Annotated in this window: 14 protein-coding genes; 4 read left to right on the top strand and 10 right to left on the bottom strand. The window is 72.0% G+C overall.

Annotated features, from left to right (window positions below):
* Positions 1–8 precede the first annotated feature (8 nt).
* The gene (proS, locus tag DN069_RS32475) at positions 9–1421 is read right to left on the bottom strand and encodes a proline--tRNA ligase (protein ID WP_111506833.1); all 1413 of its coding nucleotides are present in this window, start codon (positions 1419–1421) and stop codon (positions 9–11) included.
* Positions 1422–1583: 162 nt separating this feature from the next.
* Between proS and DN069_RS32470 the strand changes: the two genes are divergently transcribed.
* Positions 1584–2351: a class I SAM-dependent methyltransferase gene (locus DN069_RS32470; RefSeq protein ID WP_243640047.1), complete on the top strand. Its 768-nt coding sequence runs from the start codon at positions 1584–1586 to the stop codon at positions 2349–2351.
* 23 nt (positions 2352–2374) lie between these two features.
* On the opposite strand, the gene ftsH is transcribed toward DN069_RS32470, so the two are convergent.
* The 3 genes from ftsH to ffh form a co-directional block, all read right to left on the bottom strand.
* Positions 2375–4285: an ATP-dependent zinc metalloprotease FtsH gene (gene ftsH / locus DN069_RS32465; protein WP_111506831.1), complete on the bottom strand. Its 1911-nt coding sequence runs from the start codon at positions 4283–4285 to the stop codon at positions 2375–2377.
* 20 nt (positions 4286–4305) lie between these two features.
* On the bottom strand, positions 4306–4857 hold the full coding sequence (locus DN069_RS32460; protein WP_111506830.1) for a GNAT family N-acetyltransferase: 552 nt from the start codon (positions 4855–4857) through the stop codon (positions 4306–4308).
* A gap of 78 nt (positions 4858–4935) precedes the next feature.
* Positions 4936–6489, bottom strand: coding sequence for a signal recognition particle protein (gene ffh / locus DN069_RS32455; RefSeq protein ID WP_111506829.1), 1554 nt, complete (start codon positions 6487–6489; stop codon positions 4936–4938).
* Positions 6490–6649: 160 nt separating this feature from the next.
* Here ffh and DN069_RS32450 point away from each other — a divergent pair, with 160 nt between their 5' ends.
* Entirely contained in the window at positions 6650–7168 is a 519-nt protein-coding gene (locus tag DN069_RS32450; protein ID WP_111506828.1) for an LbetaH domain-containing protein, read from the top strand.
* Here DN069_RS32450 and DN069_RS32445 read toward each other — a convergent pair.
* The 4 genes from DN069_RS32445 to nsdA form a co-directional block, all read right to left on the bottom strand.
* Entirely contained in the window at positions 7102–9531 is a 2430-nt protein-coding gene (locus DN069_RS32445; protein ID WP_243640044.1) for a [protein-PII] uridylyltransferase, read from the bottom strand. The two genes, DN069_RS32450 and DN069_RS32445, sit on opposite strands and share 67 nt — an antisense overlap.
* Before the next feature lie 91 nt (positions 9532–9622).
* Entirely contained in the window at positions 9623–9961 is a 339-nt protein-coding gene (locus DN069_RS32440) for a P-II family nitrogen regulator (RefSeq protein ID WP_111506826.1), read from the bottom strand.
* 1 nt (position 9962) lies between these two features.
* Complete coding sequence (locus DN069_RS32435) at positions 9963–11303, bottom strand: ammonium transporter (protein ID WP_111506825.1); 1341 nt, start codon at positions 11301–11303, stop codon at positions 9963–9965.
* Between the two features lie 292 nt (positions 11304–11595).
* Entirely contained in the window at positions 11596–13056 is a 1461-nt protein-coding gene (gene nsdA / locus DN069_RS32430) for a transcriptional repressor NsdA (RefSeq protein ID WP_111506824.1), read from the bottom strand.
* Positions 13057–13484: 428 nt separating this feature from the next.
* On the opposite strand from nsdA, the gene DN069_RS32425 reads away from it, so the two are divergent.
* Together DN069_RS32425 and DN069_RS32420 are read left to right on the top strand one after the other, a co-directional pair.
* Positions 13485–14000, top strand: a complete 516-nt coding sequence (locus DN069_RS32425) for a bifunctional DNA primase/polymerase (RefSeq protein WP_111506823.1) — start codon at positions 13485–13487, stop codon at positions 13998–14000.
* Between the two features lie 64 nt (positions 14001–14064).
* The gene (locus DN069_RS32420; protein WP_111506822.1) at positions 14065–14802 is read left to right on the top strand and encodes a DUF2071 domain-containing protein; all 738 of its coding nucleotides are present in this window, start codon (positions 14065–14067) and stop codon (positions 14800–14802) included.
* Positions 14803–14825: 23 nt separating this feature from the next.
* Here the strand turns inward: DN069_RS32420 and ftsY are convergent, their stop codons facing one another.
* Both ftsY and DN069_RS32410 read right to left on the bottom strand, forming a co-directional pair.
* Positions 14826–16028, bottom strand: a complete 1203-nt coding sequence (ftsY, locus tag DN069_RS32415; protein ID WP_111506821.1) for a signal recognition particle-docking protein FtsY — start codon at positions 16026–16028, stop codon at positions 14826–14828.
* Positions 16029–16059: 31 nt separating this feature from the next.
* Positions 16060–17172, bottom strand: a 1113-nt coding sequence (locus tag DN069_RS32410) for an AAA family ATPase (protein WP_165845737.1), incomplete at its 5' end; no start/stop codon positions are given.

The raw sequence follows: 17172 nt of genomic DNA, 5'->3' as shown, positions 1-17172 counted from the left end.
GCGGAGGATCAGTAGGCGCGGGCCACGATCGCGACATTGCCCGGCTGGTCGTCCTCGGCCGGCACCGAGCCGTCCTCGGCGACCAGGCAGCGGACCGTGACGCCCTCGGAGGCGAGCTTGGCCTCGCCCTCCGGGCCCAGCTCGGCCCAGGAGATCCGGGCGAAGCCCGTCGCGGCGGCCTCGACGGCCTCCTCGATGGAGGTGACGTCGACCGTGCGGGCCAGGCGGCGCTCACGCGTCTGCTGCAGCAGCAGCGCCTGGTCCTCCTCCAGGATGCCCGGCACCAGCGCGGCCAGCGCGTCCACGCTGACCGGCTCCTTGCCGCCGGCGATGCGCCGGACCAGCATGGCGGTGCCGTTCTCCAGGTCGCGCGGACCGACCTCGATGCGGACCGGGACGCCCTTGAGCTCCCAGTCCACCGCGCGGCGGCCGAACGGGGTGTCGGTCCTGTCGTCGACGACCACGCGGACGCCGGCGGCCTCCAGCTGCGCGCCGATCTCGCGGACCTTGGCCAGCACGGCCTCGTCGCCCTTGATCGCCAGCACGACCGCCTGGACGGCGGCGAGGCGCGGCGGGACGCGCAGGCCGCTGTCGTCGCCGTGCGACATGATCAGCGCGCCGACCATGCGGGTGGTGGAGCCCCAGGAGGTCTGCCAGACGAACTCGCGCTCGCCCTCGCCCTTGAGGTAGGTGGTGTTGAAGGCCTTGGCGAAGTTCTGGCCCAGCTCGTGGCTGGTGCACATCTGCAGCGCCTTGCCGTCGCCCATCATCGCCTCGTGGGTGAGGGTGTTGATGGCGCCCGCGAACCGCTCCTTGACCGTCTTGCGGCCCGGGATGGTGTCGATGGCCAGGATGTTGCGCATGAAGTCGCCGTAGACGTCCTGGTGGATCAGCGCGGCGAAGTCACGGGCGTCCTCGAAGGTGGCGTGGGCGGTGTGCCCCTCCTGCCAGAGGAACTCCGTGGTGCGCAGGAACAGGCGCGGGCGCAGTTCCCAGCGGACCACGTTGGCCCACTGGTTGATCAGCAGCGGCAGGTCGCGGTGGCTCTGGACCCACTTCGAGAAGTACTCGTTGATGATCGTCTCGGAGGTGGGCCGGACGACGACCGGCTCGTCGAGCTCCTTGCCGCCGCCGTGGGTGACCACGGCCAGCTCGGGGGCGAAGCCCTCGACGTGCTCGGCCTCCTTGGTCAGGTAGGACTGCGGGATGAAGAGCGGGAAGTACGCGTTCTGCGTGCCGGTCTTCTTGATCCGCGCGTCCATCTCCGACTGCATCCGCTCCCACAGCCCGTAGGCGTACGGTCGGATGACCATGGTGCCGCGCACCGGACCGTTGTCGGCCAGCTCGGCCTTGTTGATCAGATCCTGGTACCAGCGCGGGAAGTCCTCCGCCTGGGGGGTGAGAATGGGAGCCTTTGCCATGGGGCGAATGGTACGGCGCGGAAAGGGTCCGGCTCCAATCAGATCCCTCTCGTGATACGGCGGCACCACCGGCAAGGGGTGCCGTCCGGGCTCTGGACGGCGGGCGGCTCGCGCGCTTGATTGGATGCAGACGCCAGGCCGCCGGAGATGAGGAGCCGTCACATGGTCTCTGCGCACGCGACTCGGACGAGGGCTCGGCAGCGGGCGCGGGACTGGGCGGAGATCCAGGAGCGGATGCTGGTCCCCCTCTACGAGGCCGTCTACACCCGGCTGGACGTCGGGCCCGCCACCTCGGTCCTCGGCCTCGGCTGCCGCAGCGGCCTGGCCCTGCTGCTCGCCGCGGCGCGCGGCGCGGAGGTCGCCGGCCTGGAGCCGGAGGCGGAGCTGCGGGAGATCGCGCAGGACCGCGCGCTCCGTGTCCTGTCGGACATCTACCGCGAGCTCTCCCCCGGGCACACGGCGAGCCACTCGCTGGTCACCGCGTTCGAGCACCTCTCCTGCACGGCGGATCCCGCCTCGCTGGTGCGCGACGCGGCCGCGCTGACCACCCGGGGCGGCCACGTCGCCCTCGCGGTCTGGGGCCCGGAGGAACGGTGCGAGAGCGCGCCCGTCCTGGAGGTCGCCCACCGCCACGGCGGCTTCGACGTCTTCGCGCTGGCCGCGCCGGGCGCGGTGGAGTCGCTGATCACCGCGGCCGGCCTCCGCGTGGCCGGCGGCGGCCGGGTCTGCTGCCCCTACGCCTACCCCGACCTCGACAGCGCGCTCCGCGGCCTGATCTCCACGGGCGCGTTCGACACCGCGGCGGAGTTCGCGGGCGAACGCCAGGTGGAGAAGGAGCTCCGCGAAGCCCTCTTCCCCCGCACGCGGGAGGACGGGTCGGTGCGGATGGAGAACGTCTTCCGCTACGTCATCGCCGAACGGGTCCGCTAGGGCCTGTCCGGCGCCCCCTGGGGTCAGTCCCGGTGGATGCCGGCGATGCGGTAGGCGTCGTCCTCGTCCAAGGTCTCGTGTTCCATCAGCGCGTTCGCCAGAGCGTCCAGTTGGGCGCGGTGGGCGACCAGCTTGCGGCAGGCCTCGTCGTAGCACTCCGAGACGATGCGGCGGGCCTCCTCGTCGACGGCGTCGAGGGTGCTGGGCGCGGCCGCGAGGCCGTACGCGCCCTGGGTGTCGCCCGGGATCGCGGTGAGGCGGCCGACGCGTTCGCTCATGCCCCAGCGGCCGGCCATGCCGCGGGCGAGGTTGGTGACCTGCTCCAGATCGCTCTCCGCGCCCGTCGTGATCACGCCGTAGACCACCTGCTCCGCGGCCATCCCGCCCAGCGCGCCGATGATGCGGCCGCGCAGGTACTCCTCGGTGTAGGAGTAGCGGTCCGCCTCCGGCGTCGACAGCGTGACGCCCAGCGCGCGCCCGCGCGGGACGATGGTGATCTTGCGGACCGGGTCGGCCCCGGGCTGCAGCATGCCGAGCAGCGCGTGGCCGGACTCGTGGTAGGCCGTGCGCAGCCGGTCGGCGTCCGGCATGACGAGGGTGCGGACGGCGCCCAGCTGGACCTTCTCCAGCGCCTCGGAGAAGTCGCGTGCGGAGAGCTCGTCGTCCTTGCGCTTGACCGCGAGCAGCGCGGCCTCGTTGGCGAGGTTGGCGAGCTCGGCGCCGGTCATGCCGGGGGTGGTCTTGGCGACCTGCTCCAGGTCGACGTCGGAGCCGAGCGGCTTGTCGCGGGTGTGGATCTTCAGGATCGCCTCGCGGCCGGTGCGGTCCGGCGGGCTGACCATGACGGTGCGGTCGAACCGGCCGGGCCGCAGCAGCGCCGGGTCGAGCACGTCGGAGCGGTTGGTGGCGGCGAGGACGACGACGCCCTCCGCGCCGGAGAAGCCGTCCATCTCGGTGAGGATCTGGTTGAGCGTCTGTTCGCGCTCGTCGTGTCCGCCCATGGAGTTGCCGCCGCCGCGGGCGCGGCCGATGGTGTCGATCTCGTCGATGAAGATGATCGCGGGCGCGACCTTGCGCGCCTCCGCGAACAGTTCGCGCACCCGGGACGCGCCGACACCGACGATCATCTCGATGAACTCGGAGGCCGAGGCGGAGAAGAACGGCACGTTCGCCTCGCCCGCGACGGCGCGGGCCAGCAGCGTCTTGCCGGTGCCGGGCGGGCCGGCCAGCAGCACGCCGCGGGGCATCTTCGCGCCGAGCTTGCGGTAGTCCTCGGGGCGGCGCAGGAAGTCGACGACCTCCTCCAGCTCGTCCTTGACCTCGTCGATGCCGGCCACGTCGGCGAAGGTGGTCCGCGTGGCGCCCGGCGCCAGCTCCACCGGCTTCGGCGGCGCCTTGCGGGCCAGCCCGCCCATGCCGCCGGCGGCACTCATCCGCCGCGCGATGAAGAGCCAGAGCACGACCAGCAGCAGCATCGGCGCGAGCGAGATCAGCAGGTTGGCGAGGAAGCTGCGCTCCTGCACCACCGGCTGGGCGTCCACCTTGACGTTCTGGGTCGTCAGTTCCGACCACAGGTTGTCGTTCGCGAAGGCAGGACGGGTGGTGGTGAAGTTCTGGTAGGTCTGCTTGCTGTTGTTCGGGTCCGGCTGGGCGCTCTTCAGCTTGCCCTCGATCGAATCGCCCTTGGAGTAGATCTCGGAGACCTGACCGGCGTTCAGCTGCTTGGTGAACTCGGTGTAGGGAACGTTGGTCTTGTTACCCCCGCCGAAGGCGCTGAGCAGCAGGTCGACCAGGAGGAAGACGACCAGGGCCGTGAGGATCATGCTGAGCCAGTTGCCCCGCGAGGTCTTCCGCGGCGGCGTGGGCGGCGGCGGTGCGCCCTCCGAACGCCAGAGCTTGTCGGGATCCTCGCGAGGCGGCACAGGGCTGGTCACCCTTGTGACAATACGGACAATCAGGACACGTCGCCAGCGCCCGCACCAGGCCACTCCTCCGCGGTCAGCGCGTACCGCTCGTGGTCGCGCCAGTCCTCGACGCCGTGCTGGTCGCGCAGGTAGAGCATGCGCTGAGCGTAGCCCTCGAGGCGGAAGCCGAGGCGCTTGGCCATCGCGACGGACGGCCCGTTCTCCGGCTGCACGCTGATCTCCAGCCGGTGCAGCCCCAGTCCGCCCAGGCGCTGCGGGCGGAAGCAGGCGTCGACGACCAGCCGCATGCCCTCGGTCATGCGACCGGTCCCGTTGTAGGGCAGGTAGGAGTTGTAGCCGAGAGCGGCGTTCTGGTACCGCCGGCGGACGATGTCCGACACGTTGCAGGTGCCGACGAGCCCGCCGTCCTCCGTGTCGAAGATCATGAAGGTGCGCAGCGCCTCCCCCTGACGCCGCACCATGTCCGGCAGTGCCCGGGGCTCGACGGGGTTCCATCGCCCGATGTGCTCGGCCGAGCGGGTGACCGCCTCGAAGTAGGCGGCCTCGTCCGAGAACTGGGGATACCGGATCTCTACGCGCATGCCGTGAGAGTACTCAGGGGCGCGCGGCTCCACCATCGGCAGAGTCGCGCGCCCCTGAGTCGCTGCGAACGAGAACCGCTACAGCAGGTCCTTGAACTCCTTCGGGAGCTCGAAGTCCGCGGGGCCCTGGCCGGCGCCGAGGCCGAAGGCGCCGCCCTCCTGGGGCGCACCGTCCGTCTTCTTCTGGGCGGCCTGCTGCGCCTGCTGCTGGCGCTTGAGCGGGTTGCCGCTCTGGCGGCGGCCCTTGGCCGCCTTCTGCTGCTTGGGCTTGCGCGACGCGCCGCCGCCCATGCCCGGCATGCCCGGCATCCCGGGGATGCCCTTGCCGCCGGCCATCGCGGACATCATCTTGCGCGCCTCGAAGAAACGCTCGATCAGGCTGGAGACCTCGGAGACGTGGACGCCGGAACCCTTGGCGATACGGGCGCGCCGGGAGCCGTTGATCAGCTTCGGGTCGTCCCGCTCGGCCGGGGTCATCGACTTGATGATCGCGCCCACACGGGCGACGTCCTTGTCGTCGATGTTGTTGATCTGGTCCCGCATCTGGGCCATGCCGGGGAGCATGCCGAGCAGCTTGGTGATCGAGCCCATCTTGGAGACCTGCTCCAGCTGGGCCAGGAAGTCGCCGAGGCCGAACTCCTTGCCGCCCTTGCTGGCGAGCTTGGCGTGGACCTTGGCCGCCTCCTCCTGGGAGAAGGTCTTCTCGGCCTGCTCGATCAGCGAGAGGACGTCACCCATGCCCAGGATGCGCGAGGCCATCCGGTCCGGGTGGAACGCGTCGAAGTCCTCGAGCTTCTCGCCGTTGGAGGCGAACATGATCTGGCGGCCGGTGATGTGCGCGACCGACAGGGCCGCACCACCGCGGGCGTCGCCGTCGAGCTTGGACAGCACGACACCGGTGAAGTCGACGCCCTCGAGGAAGGCCTGCGCGGTGGTGACCGCGTCCTGACCGATCATGGCGTCGACGACGAAGAGGACCTCGTCCGGGTTGATCGCGGCGCGGATGTCCGCGGCCTGCTGCATCATCTCGGCGTCGATGCCGAGGCGGCCGGCGGTGTCGACGATGACGACGTCGTACTGCTTGTTCTTGGCGTAGTCGATCGAGTCGCGCGCGACCTTGACCGGGTCGCCGACGCCGTTGCCCGGCTCGGGCGCGAAGATCGCGACACCGGCGCGCTCGGCCATGACGCCGAGCTGGGTGACCGCGTTCGGGCGCTGGAGGTCACAGGCGACCAGCAGCGGGGTGTGCTTCTGGTCCTTGAGCCACTTGGCCAGCTTTCCGGCCAGGGTGGTCTTACCGGCACCCTGCAGACCGGCCAGCATGATGACCGTCGGGCCGGTCTTGGCGTAGCGCAGGCGGCGGGTCTCGCCACCGAGGATGCTGATCAGCTCCTCGTTGACGATCTTGATGACCTGCTGGGCCGGGTTCAGTGCGGCGCTGACCTCGGCGCCGGCCGCGCGCTCCTTGATCCGGGAGATGAAGGCACGCACCGCCGGGAGGGCGACGTCCGCCTCCAGGAGGGCGATCCGGATCTCACGGGCGGTGGCGTCGATGTCCGCCTCGGAGAGGCGGCCCTTGCCCCGGAGGTTCTTGAACGTCGCTGCGAGGCGGTCGGAAAGGGTGTCGAACACGTCGGTCGCGGGTCCTCGTTGCTCGGGGGCGGAAAGAGATTCGCCCTCCAGGGTATCTGGCCGCCCCGCGGTCCTGGGAACGCACCCGTGAGGCACTCGTACGGGGGGACTGTGCGCGTCCCTCCGACCTGGGGCGGTGGGCGGAGCCAGGATGGGTGGCATGTCGTTGGTCGCCAAGCTCATCTACGCCCGTCGCCACCCACTGCTGAAACGCGTGGTGCAGGAGATGCTCGCGCTCTACGGCGTCGAGGTGCCCGCCGCCGCCGAGATCGGGCCGGGGCTCACGGTCTTCCACCGGGGCTTCGGTCTGGTCCTGCACCCCTACACGACGCTGGGCCGGGACGTCGTCCTCTACAACAACGTCACCATCGGCCGCGCCGACCCGTGGGTCCCGCAGGAGCTGAGCCGGATGGAGCGGGTCGTCGTCGAGGACGGGGCCGTCCTGTGCTCCGGCGCGCGGGTCGTCTGCAAGGACGGCGTGCTGACCGTGGGCCGGGGCACCATCGTCGGCGCCAACGCGGTGCTGACCCGGTCCACGGGCCCGAACGAGATCTGGGCCGGGGTGCCGGCGCGCCGCGTCGGCTTCCGGGAGCCGCCGGAAGGGCTTCAGGATCAGGCCAGCAGCGCCTTCTCCACGGAGCGGGCCAGCTCTGCCGCCGCCGCGTCCGACAGCGGCTGACCGGCCGCGTCGGTGAGGTAGAAGGCGTCGACCGCGTCCGCGCCCAGCGTGGAGATGCGGGCTCGGTGGACGCGCACGCCGGTGCCCTCCAGCGCGCGGCCGATGCGGTGCAGCAGGCCCGGCGCGTCGTGCGCGCGGACCTCCAGCACGGTCGCGGACGCGCTGCTGCCGCGCGCCACGGTCACCCGCGGCGGCGGGGCGACGACCCCGCGACGCCGGGGCGCGGCCGCGTCCCGCTCGGCCAGCCGCCGCGCGACGTCCAGACCGCCGTCCAGCGCGCGCCGGACGTCGGCCCGCAGCCGCGCGGCCTCCGGCACCTCGCCGAACTCGGCGGCGACCTTCCAGGTCAGCACGAGCACCGGGCCCGCGCCGATCGGATCCAGCTCGCGGATCGCGGCCGTGCGGACGGTGAGCCGGTGCAGGGCGAGGACGCCGGCGACGGTCGGCAGCACGTCCGGACGGTCCGGCACCGCCAGGGTGAGCTCCACGCCCATCGGCTCGGTCTCTCCCCCCTCACCGCCCTCGGTCTCCGCGCGCACCGACAGCGCGGGCCCGGTGGTCCGGGCCGCCTCCACGGCGAGCCGCTCCTCCTCCGCCGTCGCCTCGCCGGCGCCGTCCGACGGCGCGGCGTCGCCCGCGAGCACCGCCGCCGCGCGCTGGACCAGGTCGCCGACGAGCGTCGCCCGCCAGTTGCTCCACGCGGCGGGGCCGGTGGCCAGCGCGTCGGCCTCGGTCAGCGCGTGCAGCAGTTCCAGCGTGCCGGCGGTGCCCACCGCGTCGGTGACCACCGCGACCGTGGCCGGGTCGTCCGGGTCACGGCGCATCGCGGTCTCGACGAGCAGCAGATGGTGCCGGACCAGCAGCGCGAGGGTCTCCACGTCCTGCTTGGGGAAGCCGATGCGGGCCGCCAGGTCGCGGGTGATCACCTCGCCCGCCTCCGAGTGGTCGCCGGGCCAGCCCTTGCCGATGTCGTGCAGGAACGCGGCGACCAGCAGCAGGTCCGGCCGGGCGACGCGGCGGGTCATCGCCGCGGCCCGCGCGGCCGTCTCGACCAGGTGCCGGTCGACGGTCCAGCGGTGCACCGCGTTGCGCTGGGGACGGCAGCGGACCCGCTCCCAGTCCGGCAGCATCCGGGTGACCAGGCCCTCGGCCTCCAGCGCCTCCCACACCGGGATGGCGCTCTCCCCTGCGCCGAGCAGCGTGATCAGCTGCTCGCGCGCCTCGTCGGGCCACGGCACCGGCATCGGCCGGGACTCGGCGGCCAGGCGGCGCACGGTGCTGAGCGACAGCGGCAGGCCCGCCTGCGCGGCTGCCGCCGCGGCCCGCAGCGGCAGCACCGGGTCGTGACCGGGCCGGGCGGGCGCGGCCAGCACGGCCTCCCCGTCCATCTCCACCACGCCCTCGGCCAGCGGTCGCCGCGGCACCGGGCCACGGGCCGCGCCGGCCGCCGTGCGCCCGAACATGCGGCGTCCGGTCCGTCCGCTGCGGGAGCGCAGCACGCGTTCGACCTCGCGCCAGGTGACGTCGGTGGCGTAGGCGATCACTCGGGCCGACTCGTAGACCTGGCGCAGTAGGATGTCCGCGTCCAGCAGGCCCAGGTCGGCGGCGACGGCGTCCTGCTCCTGCAGGCTCAGCCGGTCGGTCGCCCGGCCGGTGACCAGGTGCAGCGCGTCGCGGACGTCGCGCAGCCGGGTGGCCGCCTCCGCGAGGCCGGCGCGCGGGGCGTCGGCGATCCAGGAGGCGGCCACCGCGTCCAGCGCGGTGACGTCGCGCAGGCCGCCGCGGGCCTCCTTCAGGTCCGGCTCCAGCAGGAACGCCAGCTCGCCCTGGCGCTCCGCGCGCTCCCGGCACAGCTCCAGCAGCTCCGGCAGCCGCTTGGGCGCGGTCGCCCGCCAGTCGGCCAGGACGGCGGAGCGGAGCGAGGCGGTGAGCGCCTGGTCGCCCGCGATGTGGCGGGCGTCGAGCAGACCGAGTTGGGCCTTGAGGTCCTCGGCGGCGACCTTGCGGGCCTGGCCGAGATCGCGCACGGAGTGGTCGAGCGCCACGCCCTGGTCCCAGATCGGGTACCAGAGCCGCTCGGCCAGCGCCGGGACGGCGGCGGCGCGGGCCCCGCCGTCGTGCAGCAGCAGCACGTCCAGGTCGCTGCGCGGCGAGAGCTCGCCGCGGCCGTAGCCGCCGACCGCGACCAGGGCGACCCCGTCGCCGGGCGCGCCCGCCAGCGCGTCGGCGAGCAGGCCCTGCAGCCAACGGTCCGTCAACTGCGACAGCGCGGCCCGCCGCTCGGGCCCGACCCTGCCGTCCTCGCGCAGCAGCGCGAGCCGTGCCGCGGCGTAGCCGTTCTCGTCGGCCTGCTGGTCCGTCACGTCTCTCCTCCGAACGGCGGATACGGCGGAGCGGGCTCGCGTCCTCCTCGGTCGCGAGCCCGCTTCACCAGTTCTCTTTACGTGCCGTTGTCTACAGCGCGTCCGGCCCGCGCTCGCCGGTGCGGACGCGCACGGCGGTCTCGACCGGGACGCTCCAGACCTTGCCGTCACCAATCTTGCCGGTCCGGGCCGACTTGACGATGACATCGATCACGCTGTCGGCGTCGTCGTCCTCCGTCAGCACCTCCACGCGGACCTTCGGCACCAGGTCGACGGTGTACTCCGCGCCCCGGTAGACCTCGGTGTGGCCGCGCTGGCGGCCGTAGCCGCTGGCCTCGGTGACCGTCAGGCCGTGGACGCCGAAGGACTGCAGGGCCTCCTTGACGTCGTCCAGGCGGTGCGGCTTGATCACAGCGGTGATGATCTTCATCTCAGGCATCGACCTTCGTCTCGGCGGGCGCGGCGCTCGTCTTCGCGGGGGTGGCGGGAGCCGAGGGGCTCAGGGCCTTGGACAGGGCCGCGCCCACCGCGCTGAAGTCGTAGGCCGACTCGGCGTGCTCCGCCTGGTCGATACCGGCGATCTCGACCTCCTCGGAGACCCGGAAGCCCATCGTCTTCTGGATGACCTTGGCAATGATCCAGGCCAGCACGAAGGAGTAGACACCGACCGAGCCGACGCCGATCGCCTGCTTGCCCAGCTGGGCGAAGCCGCCGCCGTAGAAGAGGCCCTTGGCCGTGGAACCGCCGCCACCGGTGGCCAGCAGGCCGATCAGCAGCGCGCCCACCGCACCGCCGACCGCATGGACGCCCACGACGTCGAGCGAATCGTCGAAGCCGAGCTTGTACTTGAGGCTGATCGCCCAGGCGCAGAGGGCGCCGCAGACCAGACCGAGCGCGATCGCGCCGAGCGGGCTGATGTACGCACAGGCCGGGGTGATGCCGACCAGACCGGCGACCGCACCGGACGCCGCGCCCAGCGTGGTGAACGCGCCGTGCTTGATGCGCTCGAAGATCAGCCAGCCGATCATCGCCGCCGCGGTGGCGACCTGGGTGTTGGTGAAGGCCAGGCCGGCCAGACCGTTGGCGGCGAGCGCGGAGCCGGCGTTGAAGCCGAACCAGCCGAACCAGAGCAGCCCGGAGCCGAGCATCACCAGCGGCAGGCTGTGCGGACGCATCGGGTCCTTCTTGAAGCCGACGCGCTTGCCCAGCACCAGCGCCAGGGCGAGACCGGCGATACCGGCGTTGAGGTGGACCGCGGTGCCACCGGCGAAGTCCAGCGCGCCGATGTGGTCGACCAGCCAGCCGCCCTTGCCGTTGTCGGTGTAGAAGACCCAGTGCGCGACCGGGAAGTAGACGACGGTCACCCAGAAGGCGATGAACACGGCCCAGGCGCTGAACTTCGCGCGGTCCGCGATCGCGCCGGAGATCAGTGCGGGCGTGATCACCGCGAACATCAGCTGGAACATCGCGAATGCGAACACCGGAATGGTTCCGGACAGCTGGTTCATTCCGATGTGGCGCATGCCGAGCATCGAGAAGTCGCCGATCAGACCGTGGAAGGAATCAGGTCCAAAGGCGATGGAAAAGCCGAAGAGCACCCACAGCACTGTGACGATGCCGAGCGCGATGAAGCTCATGGCCAGCATGTTCAGGGCACTCTTGACCCGGACCATGCCGCCGTAGAAGAACGCGAGACCCGGGGTCATCAGCATGACCAGGGCCGCGCTTATCAGTACGAATGCGGTGTCTCCGCCGCTGAAGCCGCTGGGCATCGGCGTCTCCTCGAAATGTCGGGCCGTTTCGATCCCGGGCATCCGTCCCGTGCCCCCGGGGTCTTTCGGCTGATGCTGAGGAGATTGACGCAGGCCGGTTTCGACCGATGACCCGGTGTTGTTTCGCGGGCGTGACGAAGCTGACGCCGGTGTTACGCCCGGATGAACGGGGGCTCACCGAAAACCGGCCGCGAGAACCGTCCGGATGACCTGGCGTGGGGGTGCCGAGTCGGGTGAAGGGGGACGGTGCTCGCGGCCGGAGACAAGGGCGCCTGCGCGCCGTCTGCGCAGCTCAGGCCGTGTTCTTGTTGGCCAGGGTGTCGGGCAGCGTCTGGTCGATCTGTTCCCGCAGCCGACGCACGCTCGGGACGTCCTTGAACTCGCGCTGGGCCGCCTCGGTGGTCTTGCGCAGGCGCGTATTGACACGCTCCGAGCGGATCCGCGCGGCGATCTCCATGGCCTGCTCGGCGGTGGCGACCGCCGCCTCGGGCTCCCGGTTGAGCACGTGGACGCTGGCCATGCCGATCAGATTGAGGGCGTAGGAGCGCTTGTGGCCCGCGTCCTCGGAGAAGAGCCGCACGGCCTCGCCGATCTCGGGCTCTGCCTGCAGCGCGTACACCTGGCTGCGGCCGGTGTGGTAGCAGAGGTCGCGGTAGGAGTGGCCGTTCTCGGCGTGCAGCTCGGCCTCGGAGAAGAAGCCCAGCCAGTCCGGGAGCGGATCGCTCTTGCCGGCCTCGTCGAAGCAGTCCTCCGCGTGGCGGGCGGCGCGGTAGCACTTTCCCGCCTCGCCGAGGTTGGCGTAGGCGCGGGCCTCCATGGCGTGCATGAGCGCGAGTTGGCGTGAACTCGCCGTGTCGCGGGCGCCGTACTGGGCCAGGTGGATCAGCTCCAGCGCGTCACCGGGGCGGTTGAGGTGGATCATCTGCCGGCACATGTCCGTCAGGATCAGGCCGCCGAAGGGGCGGTCCCCCGCCTCCTTCGCCGCGTGCAGGGCCAGTACGTAGTACTTCTGCGCGCTCGGGTGCATGCCGACGTCGTAGGACATCCAGCCGGCCAGGTGGGCGAGTTGGGCCGTGGTCTGGAACAGGCGCTGGGTGGTCTGCGGGCTGTAGCTCTCCTGCAGCAGGTCGCAGACCTCGTGCAGCTGACCGACGACGGCCTTGCGGCGCAGGCCGCCGCCGTTCTGCGCGTCCCACTGACGGAACATCACCACCGTGGACTCGAGGAGGTCGAGCTCCGGCCCGGAGAGCCGTCCGGTGACCGGCGCGCCGTCCCGGGCGGCGGCCAGCACCGGGGTCGGTCGGCCGTGCGCGTTCGGCGTGAGCCAGCGCTGCATCGGCTCGATCAGCGCGGAGCCGGCCGTCAGCGCGAGCGAAGTGCCCAGGAAGCCACGGCGGTTGAGCATCAGGTCGCTGCGCGAGTACTCGGAGATGAGCTGGACGGTCTGCTCACCGCCCCAGGGCAGGTCGATGCCCGAGCCCGGCGTCAGCGGCGCCACCGCCTTGAGGCCGAGATCCTCCACGGGGACGGGCGAGCCGAACCGGTCCGAGAACAACTCGGAGAGGATCTTCGGGATCGGCTCGCGCGGCTGCTCGCCGTCGAGCCAGCGCCGCACCCGCGAGGTGTCGGTGCTGATGTGCGCTGCGCCCATCTGCCGGGCGCGGCGGTTGACCTGACGGGCCAACTCGCCCTTGGACCAACCGCTGCGGACGAACCACGCGGTCAGCTTGTCGTTGGGTTGCTTGTCGCCCACCGGAACGCCCCCATCCCGGGCTCGCGGCCGTCAGTTTGCTGGAAAGCGGGACGAGTTGGCATCGAATATCCGACGGTGCCAGTGGCATACCCGCTGACGTGCTCATGTCGCGCCGGGTTCTCCGACCCTGCATCAGGAACGTAGCGCGATTTGCGCCGACCGGGGGAGCTTGCGTAGAGAAACGCCACCTTTCGCCACCCCTACGAGTGAACTTCCCGTGACTCACTCGCGCTTCACTGGTGAGCAGGACGTCAGTTCCCGTTCTCCGGCGCCGGCCGACGCCGGTCGACACCGGCCCCGCCCCAGCTCCTGCTTAGCACACCACCCGAACGACCGCCTGCCATGCCCGAATTGTTCAGGCGCGAACGCCACGGGCACACGCCCCGTAACCAAGGTCTCCCCCGATCGGTTGGAGGTGAGTGGACTTGATGAGCACCGAATCCCTGTTCGGCGACAGCTGGCTCCGGGTTCAACGGCGCCGGGCCAGGCTGGGCCGGGCCGAGGCCGCCGCGGAGTACCGCTCACGCTGGGGCTGGGCCACGGAGTTGGACGGCCCGGCCGTCCACCTGCTCACCGGCCAGGGCTTCGACGTCCTCGACGTCCCGGAGCCGGCCGGCTGCCAGGCGCTGGTCCGCCTGGAGCGGATGGGCATCCGCCCCGGCCCGGTCCTCGCGTCGCACGGCCGTGCCTTCTTCTTCGTCGCGCCGCAGACCGCCTCCCGGCTGCCCGAACTGCTCTACCGCACCGGCTGGGACGACGCCGAACTCGACCTCCTCCCCCACGGCTCCGGCTCCTCCGTGCCGGCTCCGCCCTCCCCCGGCGCCCGCTGGCTGCGCCCCCCGACGGCCGACCACGCGCTCCGTCTCCCGGACCCGAAGCTGCTGCTCGGCACCCTCGCCTACGCCAGCCACCAGCGCGCCCCGGAGCTCGTCGGCCGCCGCTGAGAGTCCCTCAGGTTTGCCGCTCGGCGAACCGGCCAATGACCTGGGTGTGGAGGGGGGACGCACCATGAGACGGCCACGCCTGGCCAGCACCGTCGAACGGCGGCTACTGCTCAACTACCGTGTGGATCCGGGGATCGCGGCGACACTGCTGCCGCCCTCGCTGCGACCGCAGCTGCAGCGCGGCTGGGCCGTCGGCGGGCACTGCCTGCTCCGGATCGGGGCCGCGCGCCCGACCTGGGCGCCGCGCGGCGCGGGCCTGCGCAGCGAGAACGCCGCGCTGCGGTTCGCCGTCGAGTGGGACGGCCCGGACGGGCGGACACAGACCGGCGTCTACATCCCACGCCGCGACAGCGGCTCGCGGCTCAACACGCTCGTCGGCGGGCGGCTCTTCCCGGGCGAGCACCATCTGGCGCGCTTCACCGTCGCGGAGACACCGGAGCAGCTCGACGTGGCGTTCGCGGCGCGCGACGGCGGCCTCCGGGTCGACGTCGGCGTCGACGTCGTGCCGGAGCTCTCCGGGAGCCGGCTGTTCCAGGACCTGGCGGAGGCCTCGGCGTTCTTCCGCTGCGGCGCGACGGGCTGGTCCGCGACCGCGTCCGGGGTGCGGCTCGACGGGCTGCTGCTGGAGACGCGCGACTGGCGGGTCGAGGCCTGCCGGGTGCGCCGGGCGACGTCCTCGTTCTTCGAGGCCCTCCCCGCCGGGGCGGCGGGGCTCGACTGCGCGCTGGTGATGCGGAACGTGGCCGCAACGTGGAAGCCGCTGCCCGCCCTGGCGGTGGCCGGGGGGCGGGCAGCGGCTTAGAGGTTCCGCGGAAGCGCCGGGGCTCAGCCCAGCAGGGCGTCCACGAAGGCGCCGGGATCGAACGGGGCGAGGTCGTCCGCGCCCTCACCGAGGCCGATGAGCTTGACCGGGACGCCCAGCTGGCGCTGGACGGAGACGACGATGCCGCCCTTGGCGGTGCCGTCGAGCTTGGTCAGCACGATGCCGGTGATGTCCACGACCTCGGCGAAGACCTTCGCCTGCACCAGGCCGTTCTGGCCGGTGGTCGCGTCCAGGACCAGCAGCACCTCGTCGACCGGGCCGTGCTTCTCGACGACGCGCTTGACCTTGCCGAGCTCGTCCATCAGGCCGGTCTTGGTGTGCAGCCGGCCGGCGGTGTCGACCAGCACGGTGTCCGCGCCCTCGGCGATGCCCTCCTTGACCGCGTCGAACGCGACGGACGCCGGGTCGCCGGCCTCCGGGCCGCGGACGGTGCGGGCGCCGACGCGCTCGCCCCAGGTCTGCAGCTGGTCGGCGGCGGCGGCGCGGAAGGTGTCGGCCGCGCCGAGGACGACGGTGTGACCGTCGGCGACCAGCACCCGCGCGAGCTTGCCGCTGGTGGTGGTCTTGCCGACGCCGTTGACGCCGACGACCAGCAGGACCGCCGGACGGGCCGGCGTCTCCTCGTCGTGGCGGGCGACGTGCAGGGTGCGGTCCAGCGACGGGTCGATCAGCGCGACGAGCTCCTCGCGCAGCAGGCCGCGCAGCTCCTCCGGGCTGCGGGTGCCGAGCACCTTCACCCGGGTGCGGAGGCGCTCGACCAGCTCCTGGGTCGGCGCGACGCCGACGTCCGCGGTGAGCAGCAGCTCCTCGATCTCCTCCCAGGTGTCCTCGTCGAGGCGGTCCCGGGAGAGCAGCGACAGCAGGCCCTTGCCCAGCGTGTTCTGCGAGCGCGCCAGGCGCGAGCGCAGCCGGACCAGGCGGCCGGCCGTCGGCTCGGGCACCTCCAGCTCGGGGACGGCCTCGACGGCCTCCGCCTGGGCGGGAAGCGCGACCTCCTCGACGGTGCGCCGTTCCTCCGGCGCACTGACCGCGGCATCCTCGCCGACCTGCGGCTCGGGCGTCGGTTCGGCGGCGGGCTCGGTGATCTGCGGCTGCGCCTGGGGGGCGGGCGGCAGCTGCTTGCGCCGTCGACCAGTGACGACGAGACCGGTGGCCGCCAGAACGGCGACCACGGCGATGACAACAGCAAGAATGACGGTATCCATGACCCCCCCAGTATCGGGTACGCGCGGCGCGCTACTCGGAAGCCATCTCGGGTTCCTCGGTCCGGCGCAGCTGACGTGGCGGCTTGCGAGGTTCGTCACGCAGGCGCTGGCTGATCACCTGGGAGATCCCGTCGCCGCGCATCGAGACGCCGTAGAGCGCGTCGGCGCACTCCATCGTCAGCTTCTGGTGCGTGATCACGATCAGCTGGGAGTTGTCACGCAGCTCCTCCATGATCGCGATCAGGCGGCGCAGGTTGGTCTCGTCGAGCGCGGCCTCGACCTCGTCCATGACGTAGAACGGGCTCGGGCGCGCCTTGAAGATCGAGACCAGCAGGGCGACGGCGGTGAGCGAGCGCTCGCCGCCGGAGAGCAGCGAGAGCCGCTTGACCTTCTTGCCCGGCGGGCGGGCCTCCACCTCGACGCCGGTGGTCAGCATGGACTCCGGGTCGGTGAGGATCAGCCGGCCCTCGCCGCCCGGGAAGAGCCGGGAGAAGACGCCCTCGAACTCGCGCGCGGTGTCGTGGTACGCCGCGGTGAAGACCTGTTCGACCCGCTCGTCGACCTCCTTGACGACGGTCAGCAGGTCGCGGCGGGTGGTCTTGAGGTCCTCCAGCTGCTCGGAGAGGAACTGGTGACGCTCCTCCAGTGCGGCGAACTCCTCCAGCGCGAGCGGGTTGACCTTGCCGAGCTGGGTGTAGGCCTTCTCGGCGGCCTTGAGCCGCTTCTCCTGCTCGGCGCGCCGGTACGGGCGGGGCTGAGGACCCTCGGCGTCAGCCGCTGACGTTCCAGCCTCCGGCTCCTCGCCCTCGGCGGGCAGCGACGGCGGGACCAGCTGGTCCGGGCCGTACTCGGCGAGCAGGGCGTCGGACTCGATGCCGTGCTCCTCCAGCGCCTTGCCCTCCAGTTGCTCTATCCGCAGCCGCTTCTCCGCGCGCAGCACCTCGTCACGGTGGACGGAGTCGGTGAGCTTGTCGAGCTCGGTCTTGAGCTCGCGGCTGCGGGCGCGCTCGCGGGTCAGCTCGGCGTCACGAGCGGCGCGCTGCTGCTCGGCGGTGGCCTTGTCGGCGGTCGCCTCGGCGAGGGAGTGCTCGATGTACGCGAGCAGTTGGCGGGCGCCGTCGGCGACGGCGCCCGCCAACTGCTC

The organism is Streptacidiphilus pinicola, from assembly GCF_003258295.1.
GTDB lineage: Bacteria > Actinomycetota > Actinomycetes > Streptomycetales > Streptomycetaceae > Streptacidiphilus > Streptacidiphilus pinicola.
Note: the sequence above shows the minus strand (reverse complement) of the source record. Positions and strands in the feature narration are given on the sequence as shown.

What these genes read in the sequence shown, in the direction of transcription:
- DN069_RS32435 (WP_111506825.1), bottom strand. Translation starts at nt 11,303, where the DNA reads ATGCCCAGCGGCTTCAGCGGCGGAGACACCGCATTCGTACTGATAAGC.
- DN069_RS32420 (WP_111506822.1), top strand. Translation starts at nt 14,065, where the DNA reads ATGAGACGGCCACGCCTGGCCAGCACCGTCGAACGGCGGCTACTGCTC.
- DN069_RS32450 (WP_111506828.1), top strand. Translation starts at nt 6,650, where the DNA reads ATGTCGTTGGTCGCCAAGCTCATCTACGCCCGTCGCCACCCACTGCTG.
- DN069_RS32460 (WP_111506830.1), bottom strand. Translation starts at nt 4,857, where the DNA reads ATGCGCGTAGAGATCCGGTATCCCCAGTTCTCGGACGAGGCCGCCTAC.
- ftsY (WP_111506821.1), bottom strand. Translation starts at nt 16,028, where the DNA reads ATGGATACCGTCATTCTTGCTGTTGTCATCGCCGTGGTCGCCGTTCTG.
- DN069_RS32440 (WP_111506826.1), bottom strand. Translation starts at nt 9,961, where the DNA reads ATGAAGATCATCACCGCTGTGATCAAGCCGCACCGCCTGGACGACGTC.
- proS (WP_111506833.1), bottom strand. Translation starts at nt 1,421, where the DNA reads ATGGCAAAGGCTCCCATTCTCACCCCCCAGGCGGAGGACTTCCCGCGC.
- DN069_RS32470 (WP_243640047.1), top strand. Translation starts at nt 1,584, where the DNA reads ATGGTCTCTGCGCACGCGACTCGGACGAGGGCTCGGCAGCGGGCGCGG.
- DN069_RS32425 (WP_111506823.1), top strand. Translation starts at nt 13,485, where the DNA reads ATGAGCACCGAATCCCTGTTCGGCGACAGCTGGCTCCGGGTTCAACGG.